At 68.1% G+C, this 19,226-nt stretch carries 17 protein-coding genes and 1 tRNA gene; 14 read left to right on the plus strand and 4 right to left on the minus strand.

Annotation, left to right across the window (positions count from 1 at the left end; all coding sequences use genetic code 11):
• Nucleotides 1-45: 45 nt before the first annotated feature.
• Entirely contained in the window at nt 46-1,038 is a 993-nt protein-coding gene (locus tag VH571_RS04335) for a LysR family transcriptional regulator (RefSeq protein ID WP_423263494.1), read from the minus strand.
• An 81-nt stretch (nt 1,039-1,119) separates the two neighbouring features.
• Between VH571_RS04335 and VH571_RS04340 the strand changes: the two genes are divergently transcribed.
• The 5 genes from VH571_RS04340 (at nt 1,120) to VH571_RS04360 (ending at nt 5,512) form a co-directional block, all read left to right on the plus strand.
• Complete coding sequence (locus VH571_RS04340; RefSeq protein ID WP_423263495.1) at nt 1,120-2,175, plus strand: aminotransferase class V-fold PLP-dependent enzyme; 1,056 nt, start codon at nt 1,120-1,122, stop codon at nt 2,173-2,175.
• Nucleotides 2,176-2,239: 64 nt separating this feature from the next.
• Complete coding sequence (locus VH571_RS04345; protein WP_423263496.1) at nt 2,240-3,625, plus strand: glycine--tRNA ligase; 1,386 nt, start codon at nt 2,240-2,242, stop codon at nt 3,623-3,625.
• Nucleotides 3,626-3,759: 134 nt separating this feature from the next.
• A complete protein-coding gene (locus VH571_RS04350; protein ID WP_423263497.1) occupies nt 3,760-4,632 on the plus strand; it encodes a hypothetical protein in 873 nt (290 codons plus the stop codon).
• Nucleotides 4,629-5,312, plus strand: a complete 684-nt coding sequence (locus VH571_RS04355; RefSeq protein WP_423263498.1) for a DsbA family oxidoreductase — start codon at nt 4,629-4,631, stop codon at nt 5,310-5,312. Before VH571_RS04350 ends, VH571_RS04355 begins: the two co-directional genes overlap by 4 nt.
• Entirely contained in the window at nt 5,309-5,512 is a 204-nt protein-coding gene (locus VH571_RS04360) for a hypothetical protein (protein WP_423263500.1), read from the plus strand. The genes VH571_RS04355 and VH571_RS04360 overlap by 4 nt, the downstream gene beginning before the upstream one ends.
• 28 nt (nt 5,513-5,540) lie before the next feature.
• Here the strand turns inward: VH571_RS04360 and VH571_RS04365 are convergent, their stop codons facing one another.
• Nucleotides 5,541-6,029, minus strand: coding sequence for an aminoacyl-tRNA deacylase (locus VH571_RS04365; protein ID WP_423263501.1), 489 nt, complete (start codon nt 6,027-6,029; stop codon nt 5,541-5,543).
• A 92-nt stretch (nt 6,030-6,121) separates the two neighbouring features.
• Here VH571_RS04365 and dusB point away from each other — a divergent pair, with 92 nt between their 5' ends.
• The 9 genes from dusB to VH571_RS04410 all read left to right on the plus strand — a co-directional run bounded on the left by dusB (nt 6,122) and on the right by VH571_RS04410 (nt 18,288).
• A complete protein-coding gene (gene dusB / locus VH571_RS04370) occupies nt 6,122-7,348 on the plus strand; it encodes a tRNA dihydrouridine synthase DusB (RefSeq protein WP_423263502.1) in 1,227 nt (408 codons plus the stop codon).
• Between the two features lie 96 nt (nt 7,349-7,444).
• Nucleotides 7,445-8,722 (plus strand): deoxyguanosinetriphosphate triphosphohydrolase, encoded by a 1,278-nt coding sequence (locus VH571_RS04375; RefSeq protein WP_423263761.1) that lies wholly within the window; start codon nt 7,445-7,447, stop codon nt 8,720-8,722.
• 37 nt (nt 8,723-8,759) lie between these two features.
• Nucleotides 8,760-10,667, plus strand: coding sequence for a DNA primase (gene dnaG, locus VH571_RS04380; protein ID WP_194604468.1), 1,908 nt, complete (start codon nt 8,760-8,762; stop codon nt 10,665-10,667).
• Between the two features lie 161 nt (nt 10,668-10,828).
• Nucleotides 10,829-12,487: an ABC transporter substrate-binding protein gene (locus VH571_RS04385; protein ID WP_423263503.1), complete on the plus strand. Its 1,659-nt coding sequence runs from the start codon at nt 10,829-10,831 to the stop codon at nt 12,485-12,487.
• 121 nt (nt 12,488-12,608) lie between these two features.
• Nucleotides 12,609-13,691 carry an ABC transporter permease gene (locus tag VH571_RS04390; protein WP_423263762.1) on the plus strand — a complete coding sequence of 361 codons (1,083 nt, stop codon included), beginning with the start codon at nt 12,609-12,611 and terminating at the stop codon, nt 13,689-13,691.
• A 2-nt stretch (nt 13,692-13,693) separates the two neighbouring features.
• On the plus strand, nt 13,694-14,737 hold the full coding sequence (locus VH571_RS04395) for an ABC transporter permease (protein ID WP_423263504.1): 1,044 nt from the start codon (nt 13,694-13,696) through the stop codon (nt 14,735-14,737).
• Nucleotides 14,734-16,404: a dipeptide ABC transporter ATP-binding protein gene (locus VH571_RS04400; RefSeq protein WP_055958290.1), complete on the plus strand. Its 1,671-nt coding sequence runs from the start codon at nt 14,734-14,736 to the stop codon at nt 16,402-16,404. The genes VH571_RS04395 and VH571_RS04400 overlap by 4 nt, the downstream gene beginning before the upstream one ends.
• 2 nt (nt 16,405-16,406) lie before the next feature.
• Entirely contained in the window at nt 16,407-17,261 is an 855-nt protein-coding gene (locus VH571_RS04405) for an ATP-binding cassette domain-containing protein (RefSeq protein ID WP_055958287.1), read from the plus strand.
• A gap of 7 nt (nt 17,262-17,268) precedes the next feature.
• Nucleotides 17,269-18,288 (plus strand): D-isomer specific 2-hydroxyacid dehydrogenase family protein, encoded by a 1,020-nt coding sequence (locus VH571_RS04410; protein WP_423263505.1) that lies wholly within the window; start codon nt 17,269-17,271, stop codon nt 18,286-18,288.
• A gap of 179 nt (nt 18,289-18,467) precedes the next feature.
• Here the strand turns inward: VH571_RS04410 and VH571_RS04415 are convergent.
• Nucleotides 18,468-18,540 (minus strand) — tRNA-Asn (locus tag VH571_RS04415).
• A 74-nt stretch (nt 18,541-18,614) separates the two neighbouring features.
• Nucleotides 18,615-19,181, minus strand: coding sequence for a peptide deformylase (gene def / locus VH571_RS04420; protein WP_423263506.1), 567 nt, complete (start codon nt 19,179-19,181; stop codon nt 18,615-18,617).
• Between the last annotated feature and the right edge of the window lie 45 nt (nt 19,182-19,226).

Raw genomic sequence — 19,226 nt, forward strand, 5'->3', positions numbered from 1 at the left:
TCACCCTAACCGGCGCCCCCGACAGCGCCATGAGCCGGGCCGAGGCTAGGCGGAAACGGGCCGGAGCCCGAACGAGGCAGGGTCGAGCGTTCGCACGATCTCGACCGCCACCCCGATCGCGGGTATCCGCTCGGCCCCGCTGGCATAGGCCACCGACAGCACGCGGTCACTCGCCCCGGGTAGCCGCGCCGTCTCGACGCCCGGCGGCACGGGTGCCGGAACGAGCGAGAGCGCGGGCAGGAGTGCCACGCCGAGCCCAGCCGCCACCAGGCCGAGCACGGCCAGAGCGTTGTCGGTCTCGAGGATGATCTCGGGCTCGAAACCCGCTCGGCGGCAGGTCGCGAGAAGGTGCCCTCGGCATCGCGGGCAGCCGCCGATGAACCTCGACCCCGCGAGGACGGCGAGGTCGTCGAGGCGGGAGCCTGGGCCAGACGACGAGGATCCGAGGGTGCCGGCAGGCGCGACAGCCAACATCGTGTCTCGGAAGAGCGGCCGCTCGGTGGTGCCGTCGTGCTGAGACCCGGCCGGGCGGTGGCCGGGTTCGACCGGGTCGGATCCTGCCGTTCGTCCGTCTCCCGGGTAGCCGAAGGTCAGCGCCACATCGACCTCACCACGGCGGAGGAGATCGAGGGCCTCGGGTGGTTCGACCTCGATGTAGGTCGTGGTGAGCCCGGGGTGGGCTACGGCGAGTGCGGAGAGGATCGCGGGAACAAGGGTGGAGGAGGCGCTCGGGAATCCGGCGAGGCGGACGGAGCCCGACTCGACGCCGCGAAGCCCGGCTAGGTCGTCGCGAGCGGCGGCCAGGGCGGCCTCGACGTGGACGGCGTGGCGGGCCAGGCGCGTGCCGGCCTCGGTCAGCGAGACCGAGCGGCCGGACCGCCGCAGCAACGGCTGGCCGATCTGCTCTTCGGCTCGCCGCAACCGCTGCGTGACCGCGGGCTGGCTGTAGCCGAGCCGCGCGGCGGCGGCAGTGATGCTGCCGGTCTCAGCCACCGCTCGGATGGCTCGCAGGTCGGCGAGGTCGAGATCGTCGGTCATCGCGCCAGGATAACCGGCGGTTATACATTCGATCGACAAGTGGCGGTTGTGTGATGCTTGCCCCGGTTCCACGCTGGACTCATGACCGCATTCGATCGACTCGTCGCCGACTTTCCGAGCGGAACGAACTACCTGGCGGCCTGCACCGGCGGTCTGCCGACCCGCACGGCGACGGCCGCGATGCGTGCCGACCTCGACGCCTGGTCGGGTGGCACCGTGTCGCCCACCGCCTACGGAGCGTTCGCCGAGCGGGCCCGTGTCGCGTTCGCTCGCATCGTGGGAGTCGGCGCGGATCGGGTAGCGCTCGGCTCGCAGACCTCCGTGCTCGTGTCGGTGATCGCCGCAGCTGTTCCGGACGGAGCGGAAGTGCTCTGCGTCGAAGGCGACTTTAGTTCGATCGTCGCCCCTTTCGCCAGCCAGTCGCATCGGGGCGTTCGCCTTCGCGAGGTTCCTCTCGACTCGCTCGCTGAGGCGGTGAACGACGACACCTGGCTGGTCGCCTACTCGCTCGTGCAGTCGGCCACCGGCGAGCTCGCCGACGACGATCTCGTCGTCGCCGCGGCTCGTGCCCACGGCACCCGGACGCTCGTCGACCTCACCCAGGCGGCAGGAGTCCTTCCCGTCGACGCAGGCCGCTACGACGCGACGGTCACCCACGCCTACAAGTGGCTCTGCTCGCCGCGCGGAGTCGCCTTCTTGACCCTGTCGGAGGCATTCGAGCCGACACTTCGGCCCATCCAGGCCGGCTGGTACGCCGGAGCCGACGTCTGGGCGTCGTGCTACGGAGCCGCGTTCGAGCTCGCCAGAGACGCCCGGCGGTTCGACGTGTCGCCCGCGTGGCAGGCCGTGGTCGGCGCGGCCGTCGTGCTCGAACAGTTCGCTGAGGTCGATGCGGCCCTCATCTGGGCGCACGCGAGCGGACTCGGCGACGCGCTGTGCGACGCGCTCGAAATCCCTCGGCAGGGACGGGCCATCGTGACGTGGGCGGATCCTGAGGGGTCTGACCTGGCCCTGCTCGGCGCCGCGGGGATCACCGCCTCCGGTCGCGCCGGCCGGGCCCGAGTGGCCTTCCATCTCTGGAACACTCCGGCCGACGTGGCAGCCGTAGCCGCCGCCCTCGGCTCGGCGCACCGGTAAACTCGCCCGGAGCCTCGCGCATCCAGCGCGAGCGTCGCATCACTAACTTCTGGGAGTACTTCACGTGGCAGCACCGAACCGTCTCGATTCCGTCATCGCCCTGGCCAAGCGCCGCGGCTTCGTCTTTCAGGCGGGCGAGATCTACGGGGGCAGCCGCTCGGCGTGGGATTACGGGCCCCTCGGCACCGCGCTGAAAGAAAACATCAAGCAGCAGTGGTGGAAGTTCATGGTGCAGGGCCGCGACGACATCGTCGGGCTCGACTCCTCGGTGATCCTGCCGCGCACCGTCTGGGAGGCCTCCGGCCACGTCGAGGTCTTCTCCGACCCGCTCGTCGAATCGCTCCACACCCACAAGCGCTACCGGGCCGATCACCTGCTCGAGGCATACGAGAACAAGCACGGCCACCCGCCGGTCAACGGCCTCGCCGACATCCGCGACCCCGACACCGGCCAGGAGGGCTCGTGGACGGAGCCGCAGAACTTCTCCGGCCTGCTCAAGACCTACCTCGGCCCCGTCGACAATGAGCAGGGCATGGTCTACCTGCGCCCCGAGACCGCGCAGGGCATCTTCGTCAACTTCAACAACGTCATGAGCGCCTCGCGCATGAAGCCGCCCTTCGGCATCGCGCAGGTCGGCAAGTCGTTCCGCAACGAGATCACCCCCGGCAACTTCATCTTCCGCACCCGCGAATTCGAGCAGATGGAGATGGAGTTCTTCGTCGAGCCTGGCACCGACGACGAGTGGTTCCAGTACTGGATCGACGCGTGCGAGGCCTGGTACCTCGACCTCGGCGTGACCCCGGAGAACATCCGCCGCTACGAGCACCCCGCCGAGAAGCTGTCGCACTACTCGAAGCGCACCGTCGACCTCGAGTACAAGTTCCGCTTCACCGGATCGGAGTGGGGCGAGCTCATGGGCGTCGCGAACCGCACCGACTTCGACCTCAAGACGCACAGCGGGGCATCGGGCGTCGACCTGTCGTACTTCGACCAGGCGAAGAACGAGCGCTGGACCCCGTTCGTCATCGAGCCGGCGTTCGGACTGACCCGAGCGCTCATGGCGTTTCTCGTCGACGCGTACCACGAAGACGAGGCGCCGAACGCGAAGGGCGGCGTCGACAAGCGCACCGTGCTGAAGCTCGACCGCCGCCTCGCTCCGGTCAAGGTCGCCGTGCTGCCGCTGTCGCGCAACGAGAACCTCTCGCCGCTCGCGCGAGGGGTCGCGGCCACGCTCCGCAAGCTCTGGAACATCGACTTCGACGACGCCGGAGCGATCGGCCGACGCTACCGCCGCCAAGACGAGATCGGCACGCCGTTCTGCGTCACGGTCGACTTCGACTCGCTCGATGACAACGCCGTGACCGTGCGCGAGCGCGACACGATGGCTCAGGAGCGCGTGCCGCTCGACGAGCTCGAGGCGTACCTCGGGGCGCGGTTGCTCGGCGTATAGCTCCGTTCTGGGGCCTTCAGCCTACGAAATCGGGCAGATCCGCTGTTTTTCTGGCAGATCTGCCCGATTTCGTATGGTGAGGGTACGTGTGGACAACAGCAGCGGTGATCTCGTCAGCGCACCAACCTCGATGCATGACCGTTGCGCACCACATCACCGCCCTCGGGGGCATTGCCAAGCGCGATGCTCTGCTGAAACACGCGATCACCCGACGGCAGCTCTCGGCCGCCGAGCAGACGGGCAGTATCCGCAGGATCCGGCGTGGCTGGTACACGACTCTGCCCGCGTCGGATCCTCGGGTGGTCGCCTGCCGCCTTGGGGGAGTTCTCTCGGGGCAAAGTGCCCTCGAACTCCGGGGAGCTTGGATGTGGAACCGACCGCGCGTTCTCGACGTCGTCGTTCTACGAGGTACAAAGCTTCAGGCGCCCCCACCCTCGACCGTGCGGGTCACCTTTCTGCCCGAGCTCTCTGATACCGGTTGCGCCTCCGTGACGGAGGCGTTGGTGATCGCAGTGAAGCACCTGCCCTTCGAGGAAGCCGTCGCGGTACTCGACTGGGCCTGCCACACCCGCCGCCTCGACGAGGTCGACCTGCATCGGCTCTGCGCCCGGCTACCGAAGCCGCTGCGGAGGATTGCCGAGTGGGTCGATCGCGATTGCGAAAGCGTGCTCGAGAGCATCGTCCGGACCCGGCTCCGGCTGCTCGGGTACGAGGTCGTCTCGCAGGTGCCGGTCGATACCGTGCGGTCGATCGACCTCGTCGTCGACGGCGTGCTGGGGCTCGAGCTCGACGGCCGGGCCTATCACGAGAGCTCGTTCGAGTCGGATCGCGAGAAAGACCTGGCGATCGTGCTGGAGGGGCGCTCGGCGATGCGCGTGTCGTACGGGATGGTGCGGCGCGATTGGCCACGGGTCGAACAGGGGATCGCCGCGGCGGTGGCCATGCATCGGGGTCACCGACGCGCGTCGGGAATGCCCGAGCGACACCGACGGTTGCAGACGCCGTGAGTATCGAGAACGCCGCCGCAACCGCCCCCATCAAAGTCGACATCTGGTCAGACATCGCCTGCCCATGGTGCTTCATCGGCAAGCGCAAGTTCGAGGCCGGAGCTGCCGGTTTCGCCGGAGAGGTCGAGATCGAGTATCACTCGTTCGAGCTCTCGCCCGATACGCCGGTCGACTTCGAGGGCGACGAGGTCGAGTTCCTGTCGACGCACAAGGGCATCGCCCCCGAGCAGGCCCGCCAGATGCTCGACAACGTCGGCGGCATCGCCGCGTCGGTCGGCCTGAAGTACGACTTCGACGCGATGCACCACACCAACACCGTCAAGGCGCACCAGCTCATTCACTTCGCCAAGGCCCGCGGGCTCCAGCTCGACATGAAGGAGCGCCTCCTCGCCGCGTACTTCGAAGACGGCCGTCACCTCGGCCGGCTCGACGTGCTCGCCGACATCGCCGCCGAGGCGGGACTCGATCGCGCCGAGGTGCTGCAGGCGCTCGAGAGCGACGAGTACCTCGACGCCGTCCGTGCCGACCAGGCCCAGGCCCAGGCGTTCGGCATCAACGGCGTGCCGTTCTTCGTGATCGAGGGCAAGTACGGAGTGTCGGGAGCCCAAGAGGCCTCGGCGTTCCAGAACGTCCTCGAGACGGTCGCCGCCGAGAAGCGCGATGCGGCGGTGGCCGAGTGACCGACTCCGCACCGACTCCGGGCAGCTTCACGATGCTCGGCTCGGCCGACGCAGCGGCCTGCGAGGGCGACAGCTGCCTGATCCCCGGCGCCCTGACTGAGACCGTCTCGATGCCCGAGATCGAGCCCACGGCCGACGAGGCCGCCGCCGCCTCGGCGCGGGCCGTCACCGCGGCACTCGACGAAGGCGCATCACTCTAGGTCACCGATGCCCCGGGTGTCCACGGCTCTACGAGCGCGGCACCTCGGGGTCGGTGATGTCAGCGACGGTGGCGGCCAGCGCTTCGATGAGCGCATCGGCCTCCACGAACGCACTGCGTCCGTGCGAGCCCGCACCGAGTGCGACGCGGGATCCTCGGATCCTCTCGTCGGCGAACACCGGCCACGCCGTCGTCGATCCCAGGGGAGTGATCGTGCCTCGCTCGTAACCGGTCGCCTCCAGAGCGATCTCGGGGGAGGGCATCGACAGCTTGTTCACGCCGACCACGGTGCGCAGCTTCGACCACGAGATCGACCGTCCGCCCGGAACAAGAGCAAAAACGAAGGATCCGTCATGCCTCTTCACCACCAGACTCTTCACGACGGCCCCGGGCTCGATCCCCAGCAGCCCTGCTGCCTCGGCGAGGCTGTCCGCTACCGGCCGCTCGACCACCTCGACGGCCAGCCCTCGGCTTTCGGCATCGGCGAGCATTCGGTCGGTTCCGCTGATGTTAGGCATTTCGACTCCAAGGGGGTGGGCGGGATCGAGTTCTCCACAGGGGCGTCTCGATCCCTCATCGGGCTTGCGGCCGTCTGGGATAATCAGTGGTGATGACAACCACTCTTTCGCAACCAGAAGCCGGTGTGCATTCTTCCGCGCACCCTGGGCAGACTTCTCCGCACCCGGGGCAGACCGCTCCGCACCCGGGGCTGGCTATCGGCCCCATCCAGGTCGCTTCGCCGGTCGTGCTCGCGCCGATGGCCGGCATCACCAATACCGCGTACCGCCGGCTCTGCCGCGAATACGGTGCCGGGCTCTACGTCAGCGAGATGATCACCAGTCGGGCACTGGTCGAGCGCACACCCGAGTCGATGCGCCTCATCACCCATCACGAGAGCGAGACCACCCGGAGCATCCAGCTCTACGGCGTCGAGCCGAAGACGGTCGCCGAGGCCGTCACGATGCTGGTGGCCGAAGATCGTGCCGACCACATCGACCTGAACTTCGGCTGCCCGGTGCCCAAGGTCACCCGCAAGGGCGGCGGATCGGCCCTGCCCTGGAAGCTCGGGTTGTTCCGCGACATCGTCGAGGGTGCCGTCAAGGCCGCCGGCGACATCCCGCTCACCATCAAGATGCGCAAGGGCATCGACGACGATCACCTCACCTATCTCGAGGCCGGCAAAGCGGCTGAAGGGGCAGGGGTCGCCTCGATCGCGCTTCACGCACGGACCGCGGCCGACTTCTACTCCGGCCAGGCCGACTGGTCAGCCATCGCGACCCTGAAGAACGCCATCACGGGGGTGCCGGTGCTCGGCAACGGCGACATCTGGTCAGCGGCCGACGCGCTCCGCATGGTCGACGAGACCGGGTGCGACGGCGTGGTCGTCGGTCGCGGCTGCCTCGGCCGCCCATGGCTGTTCGGCGACCTAGCGGCGGCGTTCCGCGGCGAAGAGCGCAAGGCGGAGCCCACCCTCGGCGAAGTGGCCCAAGCGTTCCGACGCCATGCCGAGCTCCTGATCGAGTTCTACGAGGGCGACGAAGCGCGCGCCTGCCGCGACATGCGCAAGCACGTGGCCTGGTACTTCAAGGGGTATCCCGTGGGCGGCGACGTGCGAGCCAGCCTGGCCGCCTCGTCGAGCGTGGCCGAGATCGACGACCTCCTCGGCACGATGGATTGGTCTCAGGCCTACCCCGGCATCGACGCCGAGGGTCCGCGCGGGCGCGCGGGCAGCCCCAAGCGTCCATCGCTTCCCGACCGGTGGCTCGAGAGCCGCGAGCTCGACGAGGCGTTCCGCGAAGAGCTCGCCGCCGCCGAACTCCACCACAGCGGTGGCTGAGACGCCCCGCACACGAGCGCTCCCGACCTACCCGCACCTCCCGCCCGAAGGGCCCGCGTGACCACCCAGAACACCCCTACCGCCAACGCCGATCTGCTGGGCACCCCGCGCTCTGGTCCCGGCTCGGTCGGCTCCGCCGGCTACAGCGAGCACGACGGAGAGCGGTGGCTGCCCGAAGAGCACTCCAGCCGGCGAAGCGACTTCGCGCGCGATCGCGCGCGACTCCTCCATTCAAGTGCCCTCCGGCGCCTGGCCGCGAAGACGCAGGTGCTCAGCCCGACAGCGGGGCTCGACTTCGCCCGCAACCGCCTCACGCACTCGCTCGAAGTCGCCCAGGTGGGGCGGGAGCTCGCAACCAGCCTCGGCCTCGATCCCGATGTCGTCGACACGGCCTGTCTCGCTCACGATCTCGGTCACCCGCCCTTCGGCCACAACGGCGAGAAGGCCCTCAACGACTGGTGCACCGACATCGGCGGCTTCGAGGGCAACGCGCAGACGCTGCGACTGCTCACGCGCATCGAGCCCAAGGTCATCGGCGCCGACGGCCAGAGCTACGGTCTCAATCTGACGCGCGCCAGCCTCGACGCCAGCTGCAAATACCCGTGGCCGACCGCCCAGGGCATCCCCGATCCCGGCGGTCGAGTGAAGTTCGGGTTCTACGACGACGACACCCCGGCCTTCGAGTGGCTCCGCATCGGCGCGCCACGACGCCAGCGGTGCATCGAGGCCCAGGTGATGGATCTCAGTGACGACATCGCCTACTCGGTGCACGACTTCGAAGACGCCGTCGTCAACGGCTACATCGACGTCGCGGCGCTGTCGTCGCCGGTCGGCCACGACTCGCTGATCGACGCCATGCACGCCTGGGTCGGCGGCGAACTCAGCCGAGACGAGCTGACCGAGGCCTTTGACCGTCTCCGCGGCCTCGACTTCTGGCTGCACGACTACGACGGCGGGCGGGTCGCACAGGCTCGCCTGAAAAACCTGACGAGTCAGCTCATCGGCCGATTCGCCGGTTCGGCAATCGACGCGACGCACGAGCACTATCCGCTCGACAGCCTCATCCGTTTCGCCGCCAGCGTCGTTATCCCCGCCGAGATCATCGGCGAGATCGCCGCGCTCAAGGGCATCGTCGCGGCCTTCGTGATGACCCGCAACACCCGCCAGCCCATCTACGTGCAACAGCGCGAAGTGCTGACCACGCTCGCCGATGCCCTTTGGGCCAGCGGCGCGACCGAGCTCGACCCGGGATTCGCCGCCGACTGGCGCGACGCGTCCGACGACGCGGGCCGACGGCGCGTGATCGTCGACCAGGTCGCCTCCCTCACCGACCAGAGCGCCATGGCCTGGCACGACCGGCTGGTCCGCTCGTGACCCCGCCTAGACTGGATCGATTCGAAGGGGGCGGTGCGTGCCAGGTCTGATCAAACGCGCCGACATCGACGAAGTCCGCAGCCGTGTCAACATCGCCGACGTGGTCGGCGACTACGTCACCCTCAAGGGCGCCGGTGTGGGCTCGCTCAAGGGCCTCTGTCCGTTCCACGACGAGCGCAGCCCCAGTTTCCACGTGCGCCCCCAGGTCGGTCGCTACCACTGCTTCGGCTGCGGCGAAGACGGCGACGTCTTCAGCTTCATCCAGAAGACCGACCACACGACGTTCCAAGAGGCCGTCGAGCGGATGGCCGCGCGGATCAACTTCACCCTGCACTACGAAGACGGCGGTCAGGCGAGCGATCACGGCAATCGCGCGAGACTCCTGGCGGCGAACGAAGCGGCCCGCGAGTTCTACGTCGAGCAGCTCACCGGCGCCGACGCCGATCCGGCACGACGATTTCTGGGGCAGCGCGGATTCGATCCGGCGGCCGCGCAGCGGTTCGGCGTCGGCTTCGCACCCAAGTCGTTCGACGCGATCCGCTCGCACCTCAAAGGTCGAGGGTTCTCTGAGGAGGAGCTGGTCACCTCCGGGCTCCTCAGCCAGGGTGATCGCAACGCCTACGACCGCTTCCGCGGGAGACTCATCTGGCCGATTCGCGACGTCACGGGCGCCACGATCGGCTTCGGTGCCCGCAAACTTCTCGACGACGACAACGGCCCGAAATACCTGAACACCCCCGAGACGCCGATCTATCACAAGTCGCAGGTGCTGTACGGGCTCGACCTGGCGCGCAAAGACATCTCGCGCTCGAAGAGGGTCGTGATCGTCGAGGGCTACACCGACGTCATGGCCTGCCACCTCGCCGGTGTCACCACGGCGGTCGCGACCTGCGGCACGTCGTTCGGCGTCGACCACATCAAGGTGCTCAGGCCGATGCTCGGCGACGTGCGGGGCGCCGATGCTTCGAGCCTCGGCGAGGTCGTCTTCACCTTCGACCCCGACGAGGCCGGTCAGCGCGCCGCCAGCCGGGCCTTCGCCGAAGAGCAACGATTCGCGGCGCAGACGTTTGTGGCGGTCGCCCCCGACGGGCTCGACCCGTGCGACCTCCGACTCAATCGAGGCGACGACGCCGTTCGACGCCTGGTCGACGGCAAGCGGCCGATGTTCGAGTTCATGATCAAGCGCACCCTCGACGGCCACGACCTCGAGACGGTGGAGGGGCGGGTCGCCGCACTCCGCTCGTCGGCACCGGTCGTCGCCGGCATCCGCGATGCATCGCTCACCCAGGGGTACGTCCGTTCACTTGCCGGCTGGCTCGGCCTCGACCCCGACGAGGTCGGCACAGCGGTCGACGCGGCCCGTCGCACGGTCGCCGCACAGCCGAAGGCCGTCGAACGTCTCGCCCCGTCGAGCGATCCCTCACGGCAGTCGATCACCAGCCTCCCGGAGGCGGAGCCGGTCGACGAGGGCCCGAGCATCCTCCGCCTGCCCGACGACCTCTCCACGCGCATGGAGCGCGACGCGCTGATGGCGATCCTGCAGCACCCGGCGTCGGCCCCCCGCGACCTCACCATCCAAGCCGCCTTCTCGGTCTTCGTGAATGGCTCGCTGGGGGTGGTCCGCGACGCGATCGCGGCCAGCCTCGATCACCTCGACGCTCCGAACTTCGTCGATCTGGTGTTGGAGCAGACGCCCGGGCCGTTCGCCGGTCTGGTGCGGGAGCTGGCAATGGGGCCCCTGCCCGAGCGCGAGGGCGCCGATGTGGCGCTGTACTGCGCCGGGATCCTCGGCTCCCTCGTCGAACGCGACCTGCTCCGTCAAAAGGCGGAGCTGCTCGGCCAGATGCACCGCACCGATGTGCGGGCCGAACCGGAGAAGCGGCGCGAGATAGGGCAGAAGCTAGTCGAAGTCGAGGCGGCGCGCCGCATCCTGCGCAACGAATAGGAGATATGCGCACACAAAGTGCGCGGCGCGTTGCGAACCTGTAAACACTTCCGCCTGAATTTCAGCCCAGCACCGGGCGTGTGTTAAGAATGAAATCCCGGCAGTCGATCACAGCTCTGCTCCGACCCCGGGTCCATGCACCGACACAAAGGGGTACCACCGTGAATTCCACGTCTTCCGTGAGGCGACGCCTGTTGATCGGGGTGGGTGGCGCCGTCGCCACCACTCTCGTTCTCGCAGGCTGCGCCAACAGCAGCTCCACGAGCACCGACACCCTCGACGGTGTCGTGATCGGCACGTCCGACGTCATCACCTCGCTCGACCCGGCAGGCTCGTACGACAACGGCTCATTCGCCGTGATGAACCAGGTCTATCCGTTCCTCATGAACACGCCGTACGGCTCGCCCGACGTCAAGCCCGACATCGCCACCAGCGCGGAGTTCACGAGCCCCACGCAGTACACCGTGAAGCTCAAGTCCGGCCTCAAGTTCGCCAACGGTGACGCACTCACCTCGTCCGACGTGAAGTTCAGCTTCGACCGTCAGATCGCGATCGCCGACGCCAACGGCCCCTCGTCGCTGCTCTCGAACCTCAAGAGCACCGCTGCTCCCGACGACAGCACCGTCGTCTTCACCCTCAAGTCGAAGAACGACCAGACGTTCCCGCAGGTGCTCTCGAGCCCGGCCGGGCCGATCGTCGACGAGCAGGTCTTCAGCGCCACCAAGGTGACCTCCGACGCCGACATCGTCAAGGGAAAGCCGTTCGCCGGCCAGTACTCGATCTCGCAGTACAAGGCGAAAGAGCTGATCCAGTACGCCGCCTTCTCGGGCTACAAGGGCCTCCTCGGCGCACCCAAGACGAAGAGCGTGACGGCTCAGTACTTCACCGACGAGACGGCGCTCAAGCTGGCCGTGCAGAAGGGCGACGTCAACGTCGCCTACCGTTCGCTCAGCCCGACCGACCTCGCGTCGCTCAAGGAAGACGACAAGCTGAAAGTGCATGACGGCCCCGGCGGCGAGATCCGCTACATCGTCTTCAACTTCGACACCATGCCGTACGGTGCCAAGACCTCGGAGGCCGACTCGGCCAAGGCCCTCGCCGTCCGCAAGGCCGTCGCCGACTCGGTCGACCGCGAGGCCCTCTCCGAAGACGTCTACAAGGGCAGCTACACGCCGCTGTACTCGCCCGTGCCCGACGGCCTCACCGGCTCGATCACCCCGTTCAAGTCGCTCTACGGCGACGGCGACGGCGGCCCCGACGCCGACAAGGCCAAGTCGACTCTGACCGCGGCCGGTGTCACGACGCCCGTCACGCTCAACCTGCAGTTCACGCCCGACCACTACGGTGCGTCGTCCGACGACGAGTACGCGCTGATCAAGAAGCAGCTCGAAGACACCAAGCTGTTCAAGGTCAACATCCAGTCGACCATCTACGACGAGTACAGCACCGAGCGCACCAAAGACAGCTACCCGCTGTACCAGCTCGGCTGGTTCCCCGACTACTCCGACGCCGACAACTACCTGACACCGTTCTTCCTGCCTTCGCCCGGTGCCGACGGCAAGCCCCTCGACGGCGGCTTCCTGCTCAACCACTACAACAACCCGAAGGTCGACGCCCTCATCGAGGCGCAGCGCAGCGAGACCGACACTGCTGCCCGCACCAAAGACATCGAGCAGATCCAGACGCTCGAGGCCGGCGACATCTCGACCCTGCCGCTGCTCCAGGGCGCTCAGGTCGCGGTCTCGGGCAAGGACGTCAAGGGTGTCGACGACGCCCTCGACGCCTCGTTCAAGTTCCGCTACGCGACGTTGTCGCTGTAGCTTACGAACAGAAGGTGGGGTGCTCCGCCGGGCCGAAAGGCCGGGGGAGCACCCCACCACCGTGTCGGGCGATGACGCCCGCCGAAGAGCAAACGAAAGGGAACGCGACCTCGTGACCGTTCTGAACGACACCTCGCCCACCGCACCCGCGGTGCCGGGGCCCTCTCAGGGGAAGACCAAGGGCGGTGGCCTCGGCCGCTACGTCTTGATCCGGTTCCTGCTCATCATCCCGACCGTCTTCATCCTGGTCACGCTGGTGTTCTTCCTCATGCGAGTGGTCGGCAACCCGATCACCGCCTCGGTCGGCGGGCGTCTCACGCCGACTCAGCTCCAGGAGCGCCTGCACGCTGCCGGTTACGACCGTCCGATCATCGTGCAGTACGGCGAGTACCTCGGGCAGCTGCTTCGCGGTGACTTCGGCACGACGCTGACCGATCACCGCAAGATCAGCGACATCCTGCTGACCTACGGTGGCGCCACTGTCGAGCTCGTCTTCTACGCGCTCATCATCGCTCTGCTCATCGGCATTCCGCTCGGAATGCTCGCCGCGTACCTCCGCGACCGCTGGCCCGACGTGATCCTCCGCGTCTTCGCGATCTTCACCTATGCCACCCCCGTCTTCTTCGCCGGGCTTCTCCTGAAGCTCGTCTTCTCCGTCTGGCTCGGCTGGTTGCCCCTCGGCGGCAGGGCGAGCACCCGCATCGAGCTCGCCCTCGGCACCGTGCCGAACCCGACCGGCATCTACCTGATCGACGCCCTCCGCACCGGCAACTCGATCATCATCAGCGACGTACTGCTGCACGCGGTCATGCCGGCCCTGGCTCTCGGCCTCATCACCGGTGGCATCTTCCTTCGTCTGGTCCGCACGAACGTCATCGGCACGCTGGGCTCGGAGTACGTCGACGCGGCCCGCTCGCGCGGTGTCTCCGAGGTCCGCCTGGTGCGCACCCATGCTTTCAAGCCTGCTTTGATCCCGATCATCACCGTCATGGGTCTGCAGATCGCGATGCTTCTCGGTGGTTCTGTGCTCACCGAGACCACCTTTGGCTGGCGAGGCCTCGGCTTCGAGCTGCAGCAGTATCTCTCGGCCCGCGACTTCGTGGCCGTCCAGGGCATCGTGGCCCTGCTGGCCGTCATCGTGGCGGTCACCAACTTCATCGTCGACATCGTCGCGGCGTTCATCGACCCGCGCGTGAGGTACTGATCATGACGACCACTCTCGCCGCCGCTAGAGACCAGCGCGCCCCCTGGTTCTCACGCCTTCCCATCGTCGCGCAGCTCCGACGCAGCGTCGGCCTCCAGCGCGGAATGCTCATCACCGGCATCGTCATCTGCCTGGTGTTCCTCCTCGGTGCGATCTTCGCCCCGATCATCGCGCCCTACGGGTTCGGTCAGCTGAGCGACGGCGCCGGATCCTTCCCCCGCCAGGCTCCGCCCTCGTCCGACCACATCTGGGGCACGACCGTCGGCGGCTACGACGTCTTCAGCCGTGTCGTCTGGGGCGCGCAGACCGCCATCGCCGTCGTGATCGTGGCCGTCATCCTGTCGGTGCTGATCGGGGTGACGCTCGGCCTCGTGTCGGGTTACCTCGGTGGGTGGCTCGACCGGATCCTCGTCGTCATCGCCGACGCGGTCTACGCGTTCCCGTCGCTCCTGCTCGCGATCGTCGTCTCGATCGTGATCTCGGGAGGCCAGTCCAGCCTCGTCGGCGGAATCGTCGCCGCGGGCATCTCGATCACCGTGGTGTTCGTGCCGCAGTATTTCCGCGTCGTCCGCGCCGAGGCCGTCCGCCTCAAGTCGGAGGCCTTCGTCGAGTCGTCGAAGGTCGTCGGCTCGTCGACCGCCCGCATCATGTTCAAGCACGTGCTGCGCAACGCCACGCGCAGCCTGCCGCTGATCCTGACCCTCAACGCGTCCGAGGCGATCCTGACGCTCGCGTCGCTCGGCTTCCTCGGCTTCGGCATCGGGCCGACGGCGGCGGCCGAGTGGGGCTACGACCTCAACCGGGCACTCTCCGACACCGCCAGTGGCATCTGGTGGACGGGCGTATTCCCCGGAGCCGCGATCGTCCTGCTCGTGCTCGGCGTCACGCTCGTGGGCGAGAGCCTCAACGACCTCGCCGACCCGCGCCTGCGCACGCGCAGGCGGGCCAAGCGCCGCAAGGCCGTGACCAGCGCCTCCAGCGACCCCGCCGTCGGCGACACCAAGACCCCCGGCAGCACCACCGCCCCCGAAGGAGGACGCGCATGAGCGACATCGTCCGCGATGACCGTCACACGGCCGTCGACATCAAGAACCTCGAGGTCACCTTCGCCACCGACGGCGGCGATGTCAATGCCGTACAGGGCGTCAGCCTGACGGTCCGGTCGGGCGAGGTGCTCGCGATCGTCGGAGAATCAGGATCCGGCAAGACCGTCACCGCCAAGACGATCCTCGGCCTGCTCCCCGAGACCGCCGTCGCCTCCGGCGCCGTGCTCCTCACCGGCGAGGACGTGCTGACCGTCGGGCCGAAGCGCGTCCGCGAGCTCCGCGGCACCGACGTCGCCATGGTCTTCCAGGAGCCCTCGACGGCGCTGAACCCGGTCTTCACCGTCGGGTGGCAGATCGCCGAGGGCATCCGCGCCCACGGCAAGGTGTCGAAGAAGGAGGCGCGGAAGAGGGCCATCGACATCCTGTCGAGGGTCGGGATCCCGGATCCTGAGACCCGCGTCGACTACTACCCGCACCAGTTCTCGGGCGGCCAGAAGCAGCGTGTGGTCATCGCTATGGCGCTCGTGCTGAACCCTTCGGTGATCGTCGCCGACGAGCCGACCACGGCGCTCGATGTGACGGTGCAGGCCGAGATCCTCGACCTCCTACGCCGGTGCCGCGACGAATTCGGCGCCGCGATCGTGCTGATCACCCACAACATGGGCGTCGTCGCCGATCTCGCCGATCGCGTGGCCGTCATGTACCTCGGCAAGGTGGTCGAAGAGGCCGACGCCAAAACGCTGTTCGCCGACCCGCAGGACGACTACACCAAGCGCCTCCTCGGCAGCGTGCCTCGACTCGAGGCCCGCGGCCACCAGGCTGCTCCGTCGGCCGACGCCGAGATCGTCGTGAACGCCCGCGGGCTCGAGATCGAATACCCCGGACGTCTCGGTCGTGCGGGATTCCGTGCGGTGAAGGGTGTCGACTTCACGATCGCCAAGGGCCAGGTGCTCGGGTTGGTGGGGGAGTCCGGCTCGGGCAAGACCACCATCGGCCGCGCGATCGCGGGGCTCACCCGGGTCACCGGTGGCTCGCTCGAGGTGCTCGGCGTCGAGATGAACGGCGTGCACGAGCGCGACTTCAAGCCGAAGCGGGCCGAGATCGGGTTCGTGTTCCAAGACCCGGCCTCGTCGTTCAACCCGCTGCTGACGATCGCCGAGGCCGTTGCCGAGCCGCTCATCGTGCACGGCCGCGCCGGAGACGCCCGAGCCGCACGCGCGCGCGTCGACGAGCTGATGGAGGCCGTACAGCTGCCCAAGGCGTTCGGTGACCGCTACCCCCACGAGCTGAGCGGTGGCCAGCGCCAGAGGGCCAGTCTCGCGAGATCGCTTGCGCTGGATCCTGCGCTCCTGATCGCCGACGAGCCCACCAGCGCGCTCGACGTCTCGGTGCAGGCCCGGGTGCTCGAGCTCTTTGCCGAGCTGCAGAGCGACCTCGGATTCGCGGCTTTGTTCATCAGCCACGACCTCGCGGTAGTGAACCTGCTCGCCGACCGTATCGGCGTGCTCTTTCACGGCGACCTGGTCGAGTCGGGGCCGAACGACCAGGTGCTCGGCGCGCCCGAGCACGACTACACGAAGCGACTGCTCGCCTCGCTGCCGGTGCCCGATCCTTCCGAGCAGGCCGCGCGCCGCGAAGCCTTGCGAGCTCTGACCCGTCAAGCTTAGGTATGGCCGACACCGACGCACCCGTCCTCGTCGCCGACGATCTCTCGCTGCTCTACCCGGCTCGCGCCGGGCGCCCGGAAGTACGCGCCGTCGACGGTATCTCGCTCCAACTGGCTCCGGGGGAGATCCTCGGGGTGCTCGGAGAAGCAGGATCCGGCAAGTCGACGCTCGCCCGTGCCTTCGCGGGCCTGGCCTACGCCTCGAGGCCCCCCGAGGGGTCGGCGACGATCGCGGGCGGCGAGCTGTTCGTGCTCGGCGAGCGGATCAAGACGATATCGAAACGGCATCGTGACCGCCTCACGGGGGCCGTCGGCTATCTGTCGCAGTCGGACGGCGACAACCTCAACCCCGATCTCACAGTGGGGGAGGCGGTAGCCGAGCCTCTCTACGAGCGCGACAAGAAGTTCGATCGCAAAGAGGCCGGTCGGCTGGTGTCGACCCTCGTCGACGCTGTTCATCTGCCGCTTTCGACCATGCTCAAACAGACGTGGGAGCTCAGCTCGGGTCAGCGGCAGCGCATCGCGCTCGCCCGCAGTCTCGTGCTCTCGCCGAGCGTTCTCATCGCCGACGAACCGGCCCGCGGGGTCGACGTGCTCGTGCGCCAGTCGGTCTTGGAGTTGCTCCGCGGCATCCATGAGACGCGGCAGTTCTCGGCCGTCGTCGTTACCTCGTCGGTGAACGAGGCTCGCGCGGTGGCCGACCGCATCGCCGTGCTCCGCTCGGGGCACCTGGTCGGCCTGGGGACCATCGACGACGTGCTCGCCACGACCGTCGACCCGTACGTGAAGGTCCTTTCGCAGACGTCGCCCATCGACATCATCCCGTCGTCCGACCGCACCCCCAAGAAGCACCGTTAGGAGCACCTTGTCTTCCGCCACCCCCGCCTCCTCGTCCGCCCGCGGTCACCGTGCCGTCCTGACCCCGTCTGCGACCGTGCCCGCCGAGCACCGTCCCACGCCCGGGCCCATCGCCATCGGGCCGAAGCCACTGCAGCACGTCGTCGACGCCGTCGAATCGGGCGGAGGCACCCTCGGCCCCCTCGACGAGTCGACGCGAGGGCTGATGTGGCTATCGCACACGAAGATCGACGAACTCGACGACGCGCTCACGACCTACCCCAACATCGAGTGGGTGCAGCTGCCCATGGCCGGGGTCGACATGTTCGCCCCGATCATGGCGAAGTACGCGTCGTCGCCGCGTCCGCTCTGGACCAGCGCCAAGGGCGCCTACTCCGAGCCGGTCGCCGAGCACGCAGTGGCTCTCACGCTGGCCCTGCTCCGGGTGTTCCCCGAGCGGGTACGTGCCAGCTCCTGGGCGACCGAGCCGAAGGGCATCTCGCTGTACGGGCTCGACGTCGTCATCGTCGGCGCCGGTGGAATCGCCCTCGAGATCATGCGCCTCCTCGCGCCATTCGACCCTCGCATCACCATCGTCCGCCGCAGTTCGTCTCCCGTCGACGGCGCGGCGCGCACGGTGCCGGCCGCGCAGCTCGACGAGGTGCTGCCGACCGCCGACGTCGTGATCGTCGCGGCGGCCATGACCGACGACACCGCCAAGATGTTCGGCACGCCGCAGTTCGCCGCCATGAAAGACACCGCCGTACTGGTGAACATTGCTCGCGGCGGACTCGTCGACACCGACGCCCTGGTCGATGCGCTCGACTCCGGGTCGCTGTGGGGTGCGGGGCTGGACGTGACCGATCCGGAGCCGTTGCCCGAGGGGCACCCGCTATGGACCAACGACCGAGCGCTGATCACCCCGCATCAGGCCGACACGCCCGACATGGTCGCGCCGCTGCTGGCCGAGCGGATCCGGCATAACGTGCGAGCGCTCGAAGGCGACGGGGAATTCATCGGCGTCGTGGATCCTGCCGTCGGCTACTGAGCTCGTCGCCCCCGTTTGCAAATTTGAAGGAGATTTCGACTCGCGACCCCGGTGGATCCTGATGTTTCCGCCGGGGTCGCGGCGTTTTTCCTTCAAATTCGGAGGCGGAGGCGGAGCGGGGTTAGGACACACCGCGCGCACTAAAAAGGCCCCCACGGGTGGAGCCGTGAGGGCCTTCGCTCCCCGAGTTGGACTCGAACCAACAACCTGCCGGTTAACAGCCGGCTGCTCTGCCAATTGAGCTATCGAGGATTACAACTCCCGTTCGATTGGCGCTGAACGAGCGACCACAACTCTAGCAAAGGTTTTGGCCCTCGATGTACACCTCAGCCTTCGGGGTGGTCGAGCCCCGGGGTCCAGGTGTGGCCGGGGCCACCCCAGCCGTTCTTACGGACGGCCTTCGCGGCCGCCTTCGAGAACAGGTGCTCGAGGCGATCGGCGTAGAGGATGCCGTCGAGGTGGTCGTATTCGTGCTGGAAGATCCGGGCCAGCCAGCCGTGCGCCTCGATCTCGAAGGGCTCGCCCTCGAGGTCGACGGCCCGGAGCAGCACGCTGTCGGCACGACGCAGCGGGAAGCGTTCGCCCGGAATCGACAGGCACCCCTCCGACTCGTCGTCGTCGTCGAGGTCGTCGAGGGTCAGTGGGCTCTGCCAGAGCTCCGGGTTGATCGCGACTCCGCGCCACGACTCGCCCTCGTCGTCGGCCCAGGAGAAGACGAAGACGCGCAAGGCCACCCCGACCTGCGGGCCGGCCAGGCCGACGCCCGGCGCTTCGTCCATCGTCTCGAACATGTCGGCGACGAGAGTGCGGAGCTCGTCGTCGAAGACGGTGACGGGGGAGGCGACCTCGTGGAGGACGGGTTCGCCGGTGATCGTGATCGGTCGGACAGCCATTCACTCAGCCTATCGGCGGGCCCGGCGCCGGGCCTCACGGTACCG

Source organism: Frondihabitans sp. 4ASC-45, from assembly GCF_049472575.1.
In the GTDB taxonomy this organism is placed as follows: Bacteria; Actinomycetota; Actinomycetes; order Actinomycetales; family Microbacteriaceae; genus Frondihabitans.